We start from the raw sequence: 14,942 nt of genomic DNA, 5'->3' as shown, positions 1-14,942 counted from the left end.
CCCCCCGGCCGTCTTTTCCATTCTAGAGAAGAATGAAAATCTCTATACCCCCGGCCAGGGGGGCAAGATCTCGATGACGTTGCCGTCTCCAATGTCGATAAACGACCCGGGAACGACCACAACGCTCTCCCCCGCGCGCAACCGCTGCCAGTGGCTCTGCGGGGCGATCACCGAGGTGCCGTTGGTCGATTTGAGGTCGGTCGCGACGATCGAGTCGCCGATCTGCTTGATCTCGAGGTGGGTGGCCGACACCGATTTGGTGGCGGAAACGACGGGCACAAGCCGTGACGGGTCCGGCAGCGGAATCCGCGGCTGGCGCGGGTTGCGACCGAAGTAGTGCACGGCATCGAGCGGATACGCTTGGCCACCGTTGATCCGGAACCCGTAGAGCAGCGTCTTCGGGTCGTTCGGAACGAGCGGTGCCTCGCGCAGCACGGTCTCGTCTTCGATGGGCGGTGCGATGTCCCGCCGCAGCACGGTCTCACCGTCGTGCCGCATCATCGGATCGTCCTGTGCCTTCACGCGCTGCACCGGCGGGCGAATGATGGTCTCGGTTTCCGCGGGCGTGAACCGCGGGGCGTCCGCTGCAGGGCGATGGGTCAGCGACGGGGTGTTCGCGGAGCCGGCCGGTGGGGTAGGGGCGACCAATGCGGCGGCTGCGGCGATCGAAACGTCGGCGGGCGGCACAGGTGACGATGCAGGCGCGACCGCGTCTGCGATGACCGAGGTTCGATGTGAAACGGATGCCGCCGCATCCGTCGCGAGGGACGATGCAGACAACCAATCGATGCGGTTGGCCACGATGACGCCCGAGCCGAGTGGAAAAGAGACGCCTCCTGGCGCCGTGCCCGGGCCGCCGGTGAGGCCGCCGGCGGCGAGCGCCGAGACGCGCGCGATGGAGTCGCGGAGCCACGGCGAACCGGTCGGTACGACCCGGCGCCAACCTTCCGGGGTGCGGAGGTCGAGGACGGCGTCACCATGAACGAGCACGTTCACTGTCGTCTCGTCGGAGTTTTCTTCGCTGCGCTCAACGGCCACGAACGCGGTCGGCGCGCCAGCCGATGTATGCGGAACGGCGGCGAGGATCTCGTCGAAGGAGGCGGTTCCGCCGTGGACGAGGGCCCAGAGGGTCTCGACGACAGCCGGTTCGGATGGCGTGCGGATGGCCACGAGTATCGAGTCACCGACGATGTAGATCCAGGGAGTTCCCTGGTTTGTCATCGCATAGCGGTAATGCGCCGGGGTACGTACTCGCTCGGTTGTCGTCACTTCGTCCCTCAAACCGTTGTAGAACTGCACAGGCCGGTTACACCGCACTGCCGCAGCGCGCCTGTCGCTCCATTCTGCCCCTTCGCTCGAGTTTTCGGCTATTCGGCTTTTCGTCGACAGTGGTGACGGCGCGCTCGGACCACCCGCGCGCCGGGTCGGTGTCGGAGGCCTGACCTAAACTGGAGCAATGCCTTCTTCCTCTCCCGTTCGCATCGCCTCGGTCAACGTCAATGGCGTTCGCGCCGCGTTCCGTAAGGGCATGGGCGACTGGCTCGACGCGTCGAACATCGACATCCTCGCCCTCCAGGAGGTGCGTGCGGCGACGAGCGACCTCGAGAACCTGCTCGGTCCGGAGTGGGACATTCTGCACGACCCGGCCACGGCAAAGGGTCGGGCGGGCGTGGCCATCGTCAGCCGCTCGAAGGCGCACATTCACCGGGTGGAGTTTGGCGCCGAAGACTTCGACAGTGCCGGCCGGTGGCTCGAGGCCGACTACGAGGTGGGCGACTCGATCATCACCGTCGTGTCGACCTACGTGCACTCGGGCGAAGACAACACACCGAAGCAGGTTGAGAAGTACAAGTTCCTCGACGCCATGAGCGAGCGACTGCCCGAACTTGCCGCCCACTCGCCGTATGCCGTTGTGCTCGGTGACCTCAATGTCGGACACCGAGAACGCGACATCAAAAACTGGAAGGGCAATCGTAAGAACGCCGGCTTCCTCCCGAAGGAACGCGCCTACTTCGACCGGTTCTTCGGCCCGCGCGGCGAGCAGGTCGACTGTGTCGACGGCACAACGGGCACCGGGCTGGGCTGGGTCGACGTCGGCCGAAAGTGGGCCGGCGAGGTGGAAGGGCCGTACACCTGGTGGTCACAGCGCGGTCGCGCATTCGACACCGACACCGGCTGGCGACTCGACTACCACGCCACCACTCCCGAACTCGCCGCAACGGTCACCGACTACCGGGTCGACCGTGCCGCCAGCCACGCCGAACGCTGGAGCGACCACGCTCCCGTCATCGTGGACTACGCCATCTAGGTAACCCCGCTCGAGAGACGCCCACGCGCTATCGTGGGCCGATCGGGTTGCGTGCCCCAGAACATCCGCTGTCCGAAATTTCTTCACCCAAAGGATTCTCATGACCAAGCCCGTGCTGTTCTCCGGAATGCAGCCGTCGAACGATTCGCTGCACCTTGGCAACTTCGTGGGGGCGCTGCAGCAGTGGGTGGCTCTGCAGGCCGAGTACGACGCGTACTACTGCGTGGTCGACCTGCACGCGCTGACCAGTTCACCAAACCCGGTCGAGCTGCGGGCGCGGACGCGATCGACCGCTGCCCAGTACATCGCGGCGGGTATCGACGCGTCGCAGAGCACGCTCTACGTGCAGTCGCACGTGCCGGCGCACGCCCAGCTGTCGTGGGTGCTCAACAACATCACGGGGTTCGGCGAGGCCGGGCGGATGACGCAGTTCAAGGACAAGTCGGCTCGATTCGGGGCGGACTCCACCTCGGTGGGCCTCTTCACCTACCCGGTGCTGATGGCGGCCGACATTCTGCTTTACCAGACCAATGTGGTTCCGGTCGGCGAGGACCAGCGCCAGCACCTCGAGCTGACCCGCGACCTGGCCGGACGATTCAACAGCCGGTTCGGCGACACGTTCACGATGCCCGAGCCTGTGATCCTCAAGGAGACCGCGAAGATTTACGACCTGCAGCACCCGGAGTCGAAGATGTCGAAGTCGGCCGAGAGTGAAGCCGGGCTGATCAAGCTGCTCGATGAGCCGTCGGTCAACAAGAAGAAGATCATGCGGGCGGTCACCGATGACGAGGCGTCGATTCGCTTCGACCGAGAGAACAAGCCCGGTGTCTCGAACCTGCTCACGATTTTCTCGGCGATGTCGGGCCAGTCGGTGGAGTCGATCGTCGACGAGTACGCGGGCCGGGGCTACGGCGACCTCAAGAAGGGTGTCGTCGAGGCCGTGAATAGCGTGTTCGAGCCGGTGCGTGCGCGCACCCTTGAGCTGCTCGATGACCCCGCCGAGCTCGATCGCCTGCTGGCCGTCAACGCGGCGAAGGCGAACGAGGTTGCCGAGAAGACGCTGGCCGTTGCGTACGAACGGGTCGGGCTTCTGCCGCGGTCGTAGCGTCCCGCTGCGCCGGAACCGTTCAACGGAAGAAGCACGCCCGTTAGGCTTGCGTGATGGACGTAGTGCGACTCGAAACCGACAGGCTGATCCTCGACGAGCCGACGGACGCCGACATTCCGTTCATCTACGCCTACTGCCAGGACCAGCTGATCTCGGACTTCACCACGGTGCCGCAGCCCTACCGTTTGCGCGACGCCGAGAACTTTCTCACTAAGGTCGTGCGTCCGGGATGGGTGAACGGCACGGAGCTGACCTGGGCGCTGCGGCGAAAGTCCGAGCCCACGATCCTCGGCGTGGTGTCGCTGCGTGCGTGGAACGACGCGCAGGCCATGGTCGGATTCTGGCTCGGCGCTCCCTGGCGCGGTCAGGGCTACATGCCCGAGGCGACCGCCGCGGTCTGCGACTGGGCGTTTGACAGCACCTGGTTCAGCGACGCAACGCCGCCGAAAAGCACCATCGTCTGGGAGGCACTCGTCGGCAATCCGGCATCCGCGCTCGTCGCCCGCAAGGTGGGCTTCCGCTACACCGGAACCGGCCGCGGTGAGGTGGCACGCTTCGGCGAGTTCCCGCCCAGCCATCGCGCGGAGCTCACCCGATCCGACCGACCCGGCCCCGGTGACAACTGGCCAACGGAGGCGTTCTCGAAGTGAGCACGTTCGACCTCGTCCTGTTCGACCTCGATGACACGTTGCTCGACCACCGCGGTGCGGTGTCGCGCGGCATCCTGCGTCACGTCGACCTCTCCCCCGGCCACCTCGTCGTCGACGACCGGGCGGCAGCCGTCACGCTCTGGCACGAGCTTGAGGAACAGCACTACCACCGCTACCTCTCCGGCGAACTGAGCTTCGCGGGCCAACGGCGTGCTCGGGCCCTCGACTTCGCGGCGGCGCACGGCGTGACGCTCGAAGACCTCGACGCTGACTCCTGGTTCGACACCTACTTTGAGCGCTACCGCGAGAGCTGGCAGCTGTTCTCCGACGCGCTCCCCTGCCTCGATCGGCTCACCGCGACCGGCACTCGCATCGGGGTGATCACGAACGGCGAACCCGACTACCAACAGGTCAAGCTCGACCGCACGGGCCTTGTCGGCCGGTTCGAACACGTTGTCGCCTCAGGGGGCGTCGGTGTCGCGAAGCCCGACCCCCGTATTTTCCTCGAGGCGTGCGCTCGCTTCGGCGTCGACCCGTCGAAGGCCGCCTACGTTGGTGATCGTTTAGAAACGGATGCCATCGGCGCAGCACACGCTGGCCTCACCGGCATCTGGCTCAATCGGTTCGGCGACGACGTAGCCACCGGTGCGCTCGGGCACGGCACACCGGTCGTTGGCAGCGCCATCGCCGCGGCGCGCGAGGCCGCTGCTGCGGCCGGCGTGCGCATCATTGGGTCGCTCGACGAACTGTAGGCCACTCGGATGGATCGACTTACTGGCCGACGACGCCAAGTTCATACGCCCGGATCACCGCTTCGACCCGGTTGCGAAGGTCAAGCTTGGCGAGCACCCGACCGACGTGGGCATTCACTGTCGACTCGCTCAGGTAAAGCCTGGTAACAATCTCGCCGTTCGTCTCGCCGCGACCAATGAGGATGAATATCTCGCGCTCGCGAGCGGTGAGTTCATCGAACGCCTCGTCCGCACGTGTCGGGCCGCGGCGGACTCCGAGGTGTGGAGCGGCTACCTCGATGAGCTTTGCGGTGATTCGTGGTGAAACGACGGCGTCACCCGAGTGCACGGCGCGAATGGCGGCAATGAGGTCGTCTGGTCTGGTGCCCTTGAGCAGAAAACCGGCGGCACCGGAGCGAGCGCGCCGAAGGCATAGTCGTTGAGGTCATACGTGGTGAGAACGAGAACCTCGTGCTGAGCTGTGATCCGTTTCGTCGCCTCAATCCCGCCGATACCGGGCATGCGGATGTCCATTAACACGACGTCCGGTTTCAGGCGTTCCGCCACCAAGGGAGAACCCGCCGACACGTTTCCCGGCGACTGAGTCGAGCCCGGCGAGACCGATGACTTCGCGCACTCGGGCGGCCCCGATACCGTGAGTGGCCGCGATGGAGAGCAGGTGCTTGTAGGCCGAGCGGCCCTTGTTGGCCGCCTTCGCATCGAGCAGCACACCGACTTCCGTAAAGGGGCGGTGTGGTCCTGGTACTGCCGTCCGTTGACCTTCACTCTGCCGGAGGTGGGACGGTCGAGACCGACGATCATTCTCATGGTTGTCGACTTCCCGGCGCCGTTGGGGCCGAGGAAGCCCGTCACTTGACCGGGCCTGACGGTGAAGTCGATCGCGTCAACCGCGACCTTGTTTCCGTAGTTCTTCACGAGCGCCTCTGCTGTAATCATGAACGTTCCTTTCGCATACTGACGAGCCTAGGAAGCCGCAGATCAGAGCGCATCGGACGGCAGTCTCGCATTCGCTCGGGCACCAGTACCCGGGTACTGGTGCGGGTTCGCCGAAGGAAGAATGCGTGTTTGCACGCTGTTGATGCACCTCCACCGCCGCCGGAGGGGATACGCGGTATCGACCCGTCGGTCAGGGCTGCTCGCGCATTCGACCCGTCGATAAAGGTTGCTCGTCAGCTCATCAACGACCCTTGTTGACGTCTCGCCGCCACAGAACGTTTGGCGACGCCTCGATCAACGACCCACGACCCTTAGGGACCGCGACAGGGCCGTCGCACCGCCCGCACATGAGAAAGGGCCCGCCCTCCGAAGAGAACGGGCCCGTTACCAAGGTGAAACTACTGAACGTCTTCGTCGACCCAGTCGAACGACTTCGTCACTGCCTTCTTCCACAACCGCAGTGTGCGGTCACGGTCTTCGGCGTCCATCTTCGGCTCCCAGCGCTTGTCTTCCTGCCAGTTGCCGCGCAGGTCGTCGAGGTTCTCCCAGAATCCGACCGCCAGCCCGGCAGCGTACGCCGCGCCGAGCGCCGTGGTCTCCGCGACGACCGGTCGAACGACCGGCACGTTGAGGATGTCGGCCTGGAACTGCATGAGCGCATCGTTCGCGACCATACCGCCGTCCACCTTGAGTTCGGTCAGGTCGACACCGGAGTCAGCGTTGACAGCGTCGAGCACCTCCCGGGTCTGGAACGCCGTCGCCTCGAGCGCAGCACGAGCGATGTGCCCCTTGTTGACGTACCGGGTGAGACCGACCATGACACCACGAGCCTCCGGCCGCCAGTACGGCGCGAAGAGTCCGCTGAACGCGGGCACGATGTACACGCCACCGTTGTCCTCGACCGTCCGCGCGAGCGCCTCAACTTCTGGGGCCGAGTTGATGATGCCCAGGTTGTCGCGCAGCCACTGTATCAGCGATCCGGTCACGGCGATCGATCCCTCGAGCGCGTAGTGCGGCTTGGCGTCACCGAGCTTGTAACCCAGCGTCGTTAGCAGCCCGTTCTTCGAGTGCACGATCTCTTCACCGGTGTTGAAGATGAGGAAGTTACCCGTGCCATACGTGTTCTTCGACTCGCCGGTGTCGAACGCCGCCTGACCGAACGTCGCGGCCTGCTGGTCACCCAGGATGCCGGCGATCGGCGTCTCGCGGAGCAGGCTCGAGCTGTGCGCGTGACCGTACACCTCACTCGACGACTTGATCTCAGGCAGCATCGACTTCGGCACATTGAACACCGAGAGGATTTCGTCGTCCCACTGCAGCGTCTCGAGGTCCATGAAGAGCGTCCGGCTGGCATTGGTCACGTCGGTGACGTGAACGCCGCCGTCGGTTCCACCGGTGAGGTTCCAGAGCACCCAGCTGTCCGTGGTGCCGAAGAGCAGGTCACCGGCCTCGGCCTTCTCGCGGGCTCCGTCGACGTTCTCGAGAATCCAGACGATCTTGGTTCCGGAGAAGTACGTCGCGAGCGGCAGGCCGACCTTCGGCTTGAACCGCTCGACGCCGCCGTCCGCCGCGAGCCGGTCGACGATCGACTGGGTGCGCGTGTCCTGCCAGACAATGGCGTTGTAGACCGGCTTGCCCGTGGTCTTGTCCCAGACCACGGCGGTTTCACGCTGGTTGGTGATTCCGATCGAGGCGATGTCGTGACGGGTCAGGTTTGCCTTCGAGAGCGCCTGGCCGATGACTTCACGGGTGTTGTTCCAGATTTCTGCAGGGTCGTGTTCGACCCAGCCTGCCTTCGGGAAAATCTGCTCGTGCTCGAGCTGGCCGGTCGAGATGATCGATCCGGACTTGTCGAAGATGATGGCCCGGGAGCTTGTGGTTCCCTGGTCGATTGCGATGACGTAATCCGCCATGTCGTACTCCTTCGTATGCATTTTTTCGGGATTAAAGCGTTACGGATGCCACGGGGTGGCGACGGCAGACGCCGTCACCGCCCGCGTGAACTAAAGGACCGGCAGCAGGGCCAGTGAGGCCCAACCGGCAAGGGCACCACCGATGAGGGGTCCGACAACCGGAACCCAGGCGTAGCTCCAGTCGCTCGACCCCTTGCCCCGGATGGGCAGGATGGCGTGAGCGATTCGAGGTGCGAGGTCACGAGCCGGGTTGATGGCGTATCCGGTCGGTCCACCGAGCGAGATACCAATCGCCACAACGACGAGAGCGACGGGCAGGGCGCCGAGGGCAGCGAGACCGGCGGTCTCCCCCTGGCGTCCGAACGAGACGACGGCGAACACCAGCACGAAGGTGCCGACGATCTCCGTGATGACGTTCCAGGCGTAGCCACGAATGGCGGGCCCTGTGGAGAACACGGCGAGCTTCGCTGCCGGGTCATCTGAGGCGTCGAAGTGCTGCTTGTAGGTGACGAACACGAGAACCGCACCGATGAACGCACCGACCATCTCACCGCCGAAGTAGGTGAAGGTCGACGCAAAGTCCACGGGGATTCCTTCGACGAAGTTCTCGTTGCCGGCCGCGATGAGACCGACGGTAACCGCCGGGTTGAGGTGGGCACCCGAAATGTAGGCCGCGAGCACACCGACGAAGACAGCAAAACCCCAACCGAAGTTGATCAGGAGCCAGCCGCCATTGAAACCTTTCGTCTTGGCCAGCACGACGTTAGCGACGACGCCACCACCGAGCAGGATGAGGAGCGCCGTACCGACGACCTCCGAGAGAAAGATGTGACCTAAAGTAATGTCCACGTTGACCTTCCTTGTTTAACTTCTCGGTCGCGATTGCTTTCGAGAAGTGGCGATTTTCGATCCCCTGTGAAACGTACCGACGAAGCGAGGTACGAAACAAGAGCACCGCGTGAGAATCCGTGCAGTTATCGCCGGTCTCGGCGCTGAATTTATGCGTTCGCCACCGTTTCAGCCGCTTCCAGTTGCACGCCGTGCTCGGTGCTGAGGATCTCGGCAGCAGCACGAACCTCGGCACGCGTCTCGTCTTCGGTCCAGGAAAGGACCGTTGAGAGGATGCTGGCAAGCTCGGTGAGAAGCTCATCCGACGCACCGCCCGTGAAGGCGATGCTCGTCCGGCGCTGGAGGACGTCGGTCAGGTGCACCACCGCTTCGGTGCGAGCGATGTGCTCAATTTCCTGTCGGCTGTAGGCCGGCGCGAACTGCAGCGGGGTGTCGCCGGACTCGGCGAGCTCGGTGATGATGGCCGACGCACGGGTGCCGTACCGCTCGAGGAGTTGGGCAGCGCGTTCCTTGCCGACCTCCCGGGAGTTGTCTGCCACCCAGACGGTGAGGGCGCCGTCTGTGGTCGGGAACCCGACCCCGCCGCCGATCGGCCGGCCGAGGGTCTCCACGGTGCGCTCCCGCTTGAGCAGCGCAAGCGTGTCATTGGTGAGGTGCTCGGCGAGCGCACGGAACGTGGTCCACTTGCCACCAACGAGGCTGAGCATGGTCGATGCACCGAGGGGCGTTGGAACGATCCGGTAGTCACGGGAGACGAAACCGGGGGCCAGGTCGCCGTGGCCGGGCAGCGGGCGGATGCCCGAGAACCGGTAGACGATCTCCCTACGGTCGACCGCGATGTCGGGGAAGACGTGCTGAATGAGGTCGAAGAAGTAGTCGACCTCTTCCTCGGTGCAGACAGCCTTGTCGCGCGGGTCTGCCTCGAGGTCGGTGGTTCCGACCATGACCTTGCCCTTGAGCGGGTAGATGAGGACGATGCGGCCGTCTTCGTGCTCGAAGAAGATCTCGCGACCGCCGGTCGCTGCGAGGAGTTCCGGGTTATCGAGCACGATGTGCGAGCCCTTGGTCCCGCCCATGAGGCTGGTCGGCTGACCGAGGGCCGCGTTGGTGAGGTCAGTCCACGGCCCGGAGGCATTGATGACCACGTCGGCGGTCATCACGAACTCGTCGCCCGAGACGGTGTCGCGCAGCCGCACCGAACCGCCGTCGACGCCAACGGCCTCAACGTAGTTCGAGGCCCTGGCGTGCGGGCCGGCGGCGAGGCCGTCCTGCAGCACGTCAAGGGCGAGCCGCTCAGGGTCGTGCACCGATGCGTCGAAATAGGTGGCCGTGTACTTGATGCCCGGGTTGAGCTTCGGCAGGGCCGCGAGGCCCTTCTTCTTGCCGACAAACTTGTGGCGAGGAACACTGCCGCCATCACGCGAGAATGCGTCGTACAGGCTCAGTCCGACCTTGATGAGCAGAGCGCCGCGTTCCTGAGGCTTGCCCGACTTGTGGGTGAGGAAGCGCAGCGGTGCGCTGACGATGCCGGAGAAGGTGGAGAAGATCGGCACGGTGGTCTCAAGCGGCTTCACGTAGTGCGGGGCGATCTTGATGAGGCCGTTGCGCTCGGTCACCGACTCCTTGACCAGCCGGAACTCACCATTCTCGAGGTATCGGATACCGCCGTGGATCATGTGGCTCGATGCGGCTGACGCGCCGGAGCAGTAGTCGTTGCGCTCGACGAGCGTGACGTCGACGCCCTGCAGGGCCAGGTCACGGAAGGTGGCGATCCCATTGATGCCGCCACCGATGATGAGAACCTGCGAATTGGGGTGCGCCCGGAGCGCCTCAACGGTGGCCCGGCGGGATTCTGGCTGCGTCGCCTGATCGATCATGCTCGCTCTCCTTGTGCTGTCGCGACCGGAACCCGCGTGTCGCGGCGCTTTCCGACCTCCATCGATTGTTGGACTATATTCACTTGTGTGCAAACCCGATGCACAAACGTGCAAGGAGATTTCATGAGTACGTCATCAGCCGCGAGCCTGCCAGCCAAAACCCGGGACGCCCTCACCGCGGCACAGCTCTACTACCTGCAGGACCTGACGATGGATGCCATCGCTCACGAACTGCACACGTCGCGATCGTCGGTCTCCCGGCTTCTCGGACATGCCCGCGAAACGGGGCTGGTGGAGATCCAGGTGAAATCGCCGCTGGACATGCCTCGCCAACTCGAGGGAGACATCCGCAGTGAATTTGGTGTTGTGGCGCACGTTGTGCCAGTCCCCGACCAGACGAGCGACGTTGACCGACTCGAACGCGTCGCCCTCACCGCTGCACGAATTCTCGGCGGGTTCTTCGACTCGAACATGTCAATGGGAGTGGCCTGGGGCTCGACCATGAGCGCGCTGTCGCGGCACCTCCTGGCGAAGCCGACCCACAACTCGTCGATCGTGCAGCTCAACGGAGCGGCCAATCCGCGCACGACGGGGCTGCTTTACGCGAGTGAGATTTTGCAGCGGTTCGGTGCGGCGTATGGTGCGGCTGTGCAGCAGTTTCCGGTGCCGGCGGTGTTCGACGACCCGGCCACGAAGGCCGCCCTGTGGCGCGAGCGCAGCATCAGCCGGGTGGTGGAGATGCAAAACAGCCTCGACATCGCCGTCTTCGGCCTGGGCTCGCCGTTCGCGGGCGTGCCCAGCCACGTCTACATTGGCGGGTACCTCGATGACGAGGACTTCGGACAGTTGCGCGCGGCCGGTGCCGTTGGCGACGTCGCCACCCGGTTTTACCGTGAAGACGGCTCCACAGACGGCATCGCACTCAACGAGCGCTCGAGCGGCCCCAGCATGGAGGTGCTCACCACGATCGCGCGCCGGGTGTGCGTTGTCGCTGGAGAAACCAAGCTGCAAAGCCTCCGCGGTGCCTTGGCTGCGGGCCTCGTCACCGACCTCATCGTTGACTCCGGCACCGCTCGGATGCTCGTCGGCCACTGAACGCCTCGGCCCCGCATACAGAATCGACACAGTTCGTCAGGAATAGAACCGCTCGCGCTGCGTTGAGCCTACGATAGACACAAGAAACGTGCTCCGGGGTCGGTGAAAGTCCGAACCGGCGGTGATAGTCCGCGAGTCGTTCGCAGCAGTGCGAATGGTTGAGCTGGTGAAATTCCAGCACCGACGGTAATGGGTTGCTTAGGCAACGCTCAGTCCGGATGGGAGGCAGCACGCGCGACGGTCGGCACGCTCAGGTGTGCCGGGTGGCGCGGCTCGAACGGCGCTCTGCGCCGGTCGCGGCTACCCCGGAGCTCGCCTGAAAACGAGAGAAGTTCCGACATGGGTACGAGCGACACCACCGCAGCGGCTCCCGTCGCGCGCGTCGCCGATCAGGCGACGCTCATGCGCCGGGCGTTCGGACTTGCCCGCCGCGGTCCCGCGCGCGGCGTGAATCCGCAGGTCGGCTGTGTCATAACGGATGCAACGGGCACCGTGATTGCCGAAGGCTGGCATCGTGGCGCTGGGACGGCTCACGCTGAAGTGGATGCTCTGTCCGCACTGGGCGGCGTGGTTCCGCCCGGCTCCACGGCCATCGTCACGCTCGAACCGTGCAACCACACCGGGCGCACCGGGCCATGCGCCGAGGCGCTCATCGACGCAGGAATCTCGCGCGTCGCTTACTCGGTGTCCGACCCGGGTCAGCACTCGGGCGGAGGTGCCGAGCGGCTGCGTTCAGCGGGAGTCGACGTCGTCGCCGGGGTGCTCGACGACGAGGGGGAAGCCCTGCTCGGCGACTGGCTGCGCGCCGCACGCCTCGGTCGACCCTGGGTGATCGCCAAGTGGGCGCAGTCCCTCGACGGCCGGGCGGCGGCGGCCGATGGCTCGAGCCAGTGGGTCACTGGCCCCGCCGCGCGCGCCGATGTGCACCGCCGGCGGGCCGCCGCCGACGCCATCGCTGTTGGCACGGGCACCGTGCTGGCCGACGACCCGGCGCTCACCGCTCGCGACGAAACCGGTGCCCTCTGTCCAGACCAGCCGATCCCCGTGGTGTTTGGCCGACGCGAACTGCCGGCGAGCGCCCGACTCCGCGAGCACCCACACTCCCCCATTGCGCTGAGCGGCGGCGACCTGGCTGCCGACCTCGACAACCTGGCGAAGCGTGGCATCCGCTCGCTGTTTGTTGAAGGAGGTCCGACGCTCATCAGTTCGCTCGTTGCGGCCGGCCTGGTCGACGAATACCTCATCTACCTTGCCCCCGCACTCCTGGGGGGCCCACGCACGGCACTCGGCGACATTGGCGTCGCCTCGATCGGCGAGATCCGCCGACTCGAGATTGCGTCCGTGCAGCCTCTTGGCGACGACCTCGTGATCGTCGCACACCCGAAAGGAAATGACTGACCCGTGTTCACCGGAATCATTGAAGAAATTGGCGAGGTCACCGCTGTCGACCGCACGGCAGACGCTGCCCGGATCACCGTGCGCGGCCCCCTCGCCGTGACCGGCGCCCGGCACGGTGACTCGATCAGCGTGTCGGGGGTCTGCCTCACCGTCGTCGACTGGACCACCGAGAGCTTCACGGTCGACGTGATGGCCGAGACCCTGCGCATGTCGACCCTCGGCGACGTCGTTCCGGGCCGCACGGTGAACCTCGAGCGCGCGGCGGAGGTCGGCGACCGGCTCGGCGGGCACATCGTGCAGGGCCACATCGACGGTACCGCCACTCTCCTCAGCATCACCGAGGGCAGCGCCTGGCGGGTCCTGCGGTTCAGCCTCGCACCCGAGCTCGCACCGCTCGTCGCCCGCAAGGGGTCGATCGCCGTCGACGGCATCTCGCTCACGGTGAGCGCGGTCTCCGACCCGGCCGAAGCGGAGCAGTGGTTCGAAGTCTCACTCATTCCGGAGACCCTGACCGCGACCACCCTCGGTGCACGCGGCGAGGGCGACACCGTCAACATCGAAACCGACATCGTGGCGCGGCACGTGGAGCGTATGCTCGCCCTCACCTCACTGAATGAACGGATGCCTGTGGGCAGCGAAAGGAGCGACGCATGAGCATCGCCACCATCCCCGAAGCGCTCAAGGCGCTGCGCGCGGGCAAACCGGTGCTCGTTGCCGACGATGAAGGACGCGAGAATGAGGGTGACATCATCCTCTCCGCCGAACTCGCCACCCGCGACTGGATTGCCTGGACCGTGCGCCACTCGAGCGGGTACATCTGCGCGCCGATGTCGAATGAACTCGCCGACCGGCTTGAGCTGCCGATCATGGTGGCCGCCAGCCAGGACATTCGCCACACGGCATACACGATCACCGTGGACGCCGCTGAGCACGTCACCACGGGCATCAGCGCGGCCGACCGCGCCACCACCCTGCGGGTTCTCGGCAACCCCGGTGTGCTGCCGACCGATCTCATCCGCCCGGGACACATCGTTCCGCTCCGCGCCGTCGATGGCGGAGTGCGCGAACGGGCCGGGCACACCGAGGCCGCCGTCGACCTGATGAAACTCGCCGGGCTCAGCCCGGTCGGGGCCATCTGTGAGGTCGTCACCGAGAACGGTGACATGATGCGGTTGCCCGGGCTCATTGAGCTCGGCGCGGCACACGACCTCCCGGTCATCACGATCGCCGCGTTGATCGAGTACATCACCGAGCACCCTGACGCCTCGAAGGTCTGCGACGGTGACCACGCTGAAGACGAGGCTGTTGCCCAGTCCTCCCCCGTGCTCTTCGAAGTGGAAACCAACGTGCCCACGACCCACGGCACCTTCCGTATTCGGGCGTACCGCGACCGCAACACCGGGGCCGACCACGTGGCCATCATCGCGGGCACCCCTGAGAACGGCGCACTCGTTCGCGTGCACTCCGAGTGTCTCACCGGCGAGGCCCTCGGCTCGCTCAAATGCGAGTGCGGGCCACAGCTGGATGCAGCCCTCGACACCATCCAGCGGCACGGCGGAGTCGTGGTCTACCTCCGCGGCCACGAAGGCCGAGGCATCGGCCTGATCAACAAACTGCGTGCCTACCGGCTGCAAGAAGAAGGACTCGACACCCTCGACGCCAACCTGGCGCTGGGGCTCCCGGGCGATGCGCGCAGCTACCTGGCAGCATCCGCAATTCTTCATGATTTGGGTCTGGACGAAATTCGTTTGCTGACCAATAACCCGGAGAAGGCGCGGCAGCTCGAAGAGTTCGGCGTTGCCGTGAGCGAGCGTGTGCCGCTCGTGGTCGGCGTTGGCGCCTTCAACGCGTCGTATCTCGAAACCAAGCGTGACCGGATGGGCCACGAATTCACCCCAACAGCAATCGCGGCCTCTGGCCAGGAAGCAGGAACACATTCATGAGTGGACACGGATCCCCCGACCTCGCCGTGGACGGCAGCGGACTGAACGTCGTCGTGATCGCCGGGTCGTGGCATGAGGAGATCAGCAACGGCCTCATCGCCGGGGCGACCCGC

At 65.4% G+C, this 14,942-nt stretch carries 14 protein-coding genes, 1 pseudogene and 1 riboswitch; of the genes and pseudogenes, 8 read left to right on the top strand and 7 right to left on the bottom strand.

Going from position 1 to position 14,942, the window contains the following annotated elements; all coding sequences use genetic code 11:
* Window positions 1-42: 42 nt before the first annotated feature.
* Complete coding sequence (locus L1277_RS08490) at window positions 43-498, bottom strand: FHA domain-containing protein (RefSeq protein WP_253376294.1); 456 nt, start codon at window positions 496-498, stop codon at window positions 43-45.
* A gap of 958 nt (window positions 499-1,456) precedes the next feature.
* On the opposite strand from L1277_RS08490, the gene L1277_RS08485 reads away from it, so the two are divergent.
* The 4 genes from L1277_RS08485 (at window position 1,457) to L1277_RS08470 (ending at window position 4,818) form a co-directional block, all read left to right on the top strand.
* Window positions 1,457-2,308, top strand: a complete 852-nt coding sequence (locus L1277_RS08485) for an exodeoxyribonuclease III (protein WP_253375946.1) — start codon at window positions 1,457-1,459, stop codon at window positions 2,306-2,308.
* A gap of 100 nt (window positions 2,309-2,408) precedes the next feature.
* A complete protein-coding gene (gene trpS, locus L1277_RS08480) occupies window positions 2,409-3,413 on the top strand; it encodes a tryptophan--tRNA ligase (RefSeq protein ID WP_253375945.1) in 1,005 nt (334 codons plus the stop codon).
* 56 nt (window positions 3,414-3,469) lie between these two features.
* Complete coding sequence (locus L1277_RS08475) at window positions 3,470-4,066, top strand: GNAT family N-acetyltransferase (protein WP_253375944.1); 597 nt, start codon at window positions 3,470-3,472, stop codon at window positions 4,064-4,066.
* Entirely contained in the window at window positions 4,063-4,818 is a 756-nt protein-coding gene (locus L1277_RS08470; RefSeq protein WP_253375943.1) for an HAD family hydrolase, read from the top strand. Before L1277_RS08475 ends, L1277_RS08470 begins: the two co-directional genes overlap by 4 nt.
* Before the next feature lie 19 nt (window positions 4,819-4,837).
* Here L1277_RS08470 and L1277_RS08465 read toward each other — a convergent pair whose 3' ends face one another.
* From L1277_RS08465 to L1277_RS08445, 6 genes and pseudogenes are all read right to left on the bottom strand, one after another.
* Window positions 4,838-5,146, bottom strand: coding sequence for a response regulator transcription factor (locus L1277_RS08465; RefSeq protein ID WP_253375942.1), 309 nt, complete (start codon window positions 5,144-5,146; stop codon window positions 4,838-4,840).
* A complete protein-coding gene (locus L1277_RS15845) occupies window positions 5,089-5,319 on the bottom strand; it encodes a hypothetical protein (RefSeq protein ID WP_374110190.1) in 231 nt (76 codons plus the stop codon). Before L1277_RS15845 ends, L1277_RS08465 begins: the two co-directional genes overlap by 58 nt.
* A gap of 37 nt (window positions 5,320-5,356) precedes the next feature.
* Window positions 5,357-5,754, bottom strand: a pseudogene (locus L1277_RS08460) (ATP-binding cassette domain-containing protein); the annotation flags it as partial.
* A gap of 398 nt (window positions 5,755-6,152) precedes the next feature.
* Window positions 6,153-7,667, bottom strand: coding sequence for a glycerol kinase GlpK (glpK, locus tag L1277_RS08455; RefSeq protein ID WP_253375941.1), 1,515 nt, complete (start codon window positions 7,665-7,667; stop codon window positions 6,153-6,155).
* A gap of 90 nt (window positions 7,668-7,757) precedes the next feature.
* Window positions 7,758-8,510 (bottom strand): MIP/aquaporin family protein, encoded by a 753-nt coding sequence (locus L1277_RS08450; RefSeq protein ID WP_253376293.1) that lies wholly within the window; start codon window positions 8,508-8,510, stop codon window positions 7,758-7,760.
* 155 nt (window positions 8,511-8,665) lie between these two features.
* Entirely contained in the window at window positions 8,666-10,393 is a 1,728-nt protein-coding gene (locus tag L1277_RS08445; RefSeq protein WP_253375940.1) for a glycerol-3-phosphate dehydrogenase/oxidase, read from the bottom strand.
* A gap of 123 nt (window positions 10,394-10,516) precedes the next feature.
* Between L1277_RS08445 and L1277_RS08440 the strand changes: the two genes are divergently transcribed.
* The 4 genes from L1277_RS08440 (at window position 10,517) to ribB (ending at window position 14,829) form a co-directional block, all read left to right on the top strand.
* Window positions 10,517-11,488 carry a sugar-binding transcriptional regulator gene (locus L1277_RS08440; RefSeq protein WP_253375939.1) on the top strand — a complete coding sequence of 324 codons (972 nt, stop codon included), beginning with the start codon at window positions 10,517-10,519 and terminating at the stop codon, window positions 11,486-11,488.
* Between the two features lie 84 nt (window positions 11,489-11,572).
* A riboswitch (FMN riboswitch) is annotated at window positions 11,573-11,724 on the top strand.
* A 103-nt stretch (window positions 11,725-11,827) separates the two neighbouring features.
* Complete coding sequence (ribD, locus tag L1277_RS08435; protein ID WP_374110189.1) at window positions 11,828-12,886, top strand: bifunctional diaminohydroxyphosphoribosylaminopyrimidine deaminase/5-amino-6-(5-phosphoribosylamino)uracil reductase RibD; 1,059 nt, start codon at window positions 11,828-11,830, stop codon at window positions 12,884-12,886.
* Between the two features lie 3 nt (window positions 12,887-12,889).
* A complete protein-coding gene (locus L1277_RS08430) occupies window positions 12,890-13,540 on the top strand; it encodes a riboflavin synthase (protein ID WP_253375938.1) in 651 nt (216 codons plus the stop codon).
* On the top strand, window positions 13,537-14,829 hold the full coding sequence (ribB, locus tag L1277_RS08425) for a 3,4-dihydroxy-2-butanone-4-phosphate synthase (protein WP_253375937.1): 1,293 nt from the start codon (window positions 13,537-13,539) through the stop codon (window positions 14,827-14,829). The genes L1277_RS08430 and ribB overlap by 4 nt, the downstream gene beginning before the upstream one ends.
* Window positions 14,830-14,942: the final 113 nt, after the last annotated feature.

Origin of the sequence: Okibacterium sp. HSC-33S16 (assembly GCF_024171565.1) — a bacterium.
Taxonomy (GTDB): Bacteria; Actinomycetota; Actinomycetes; order Actinomycetales; family Microbacteriaceae; genus Mycetocola_A.
Note: the sequence above shows the minus strand (reverse complement) of the source record. Positions and strands in the feature narration are given on the sequence as shown.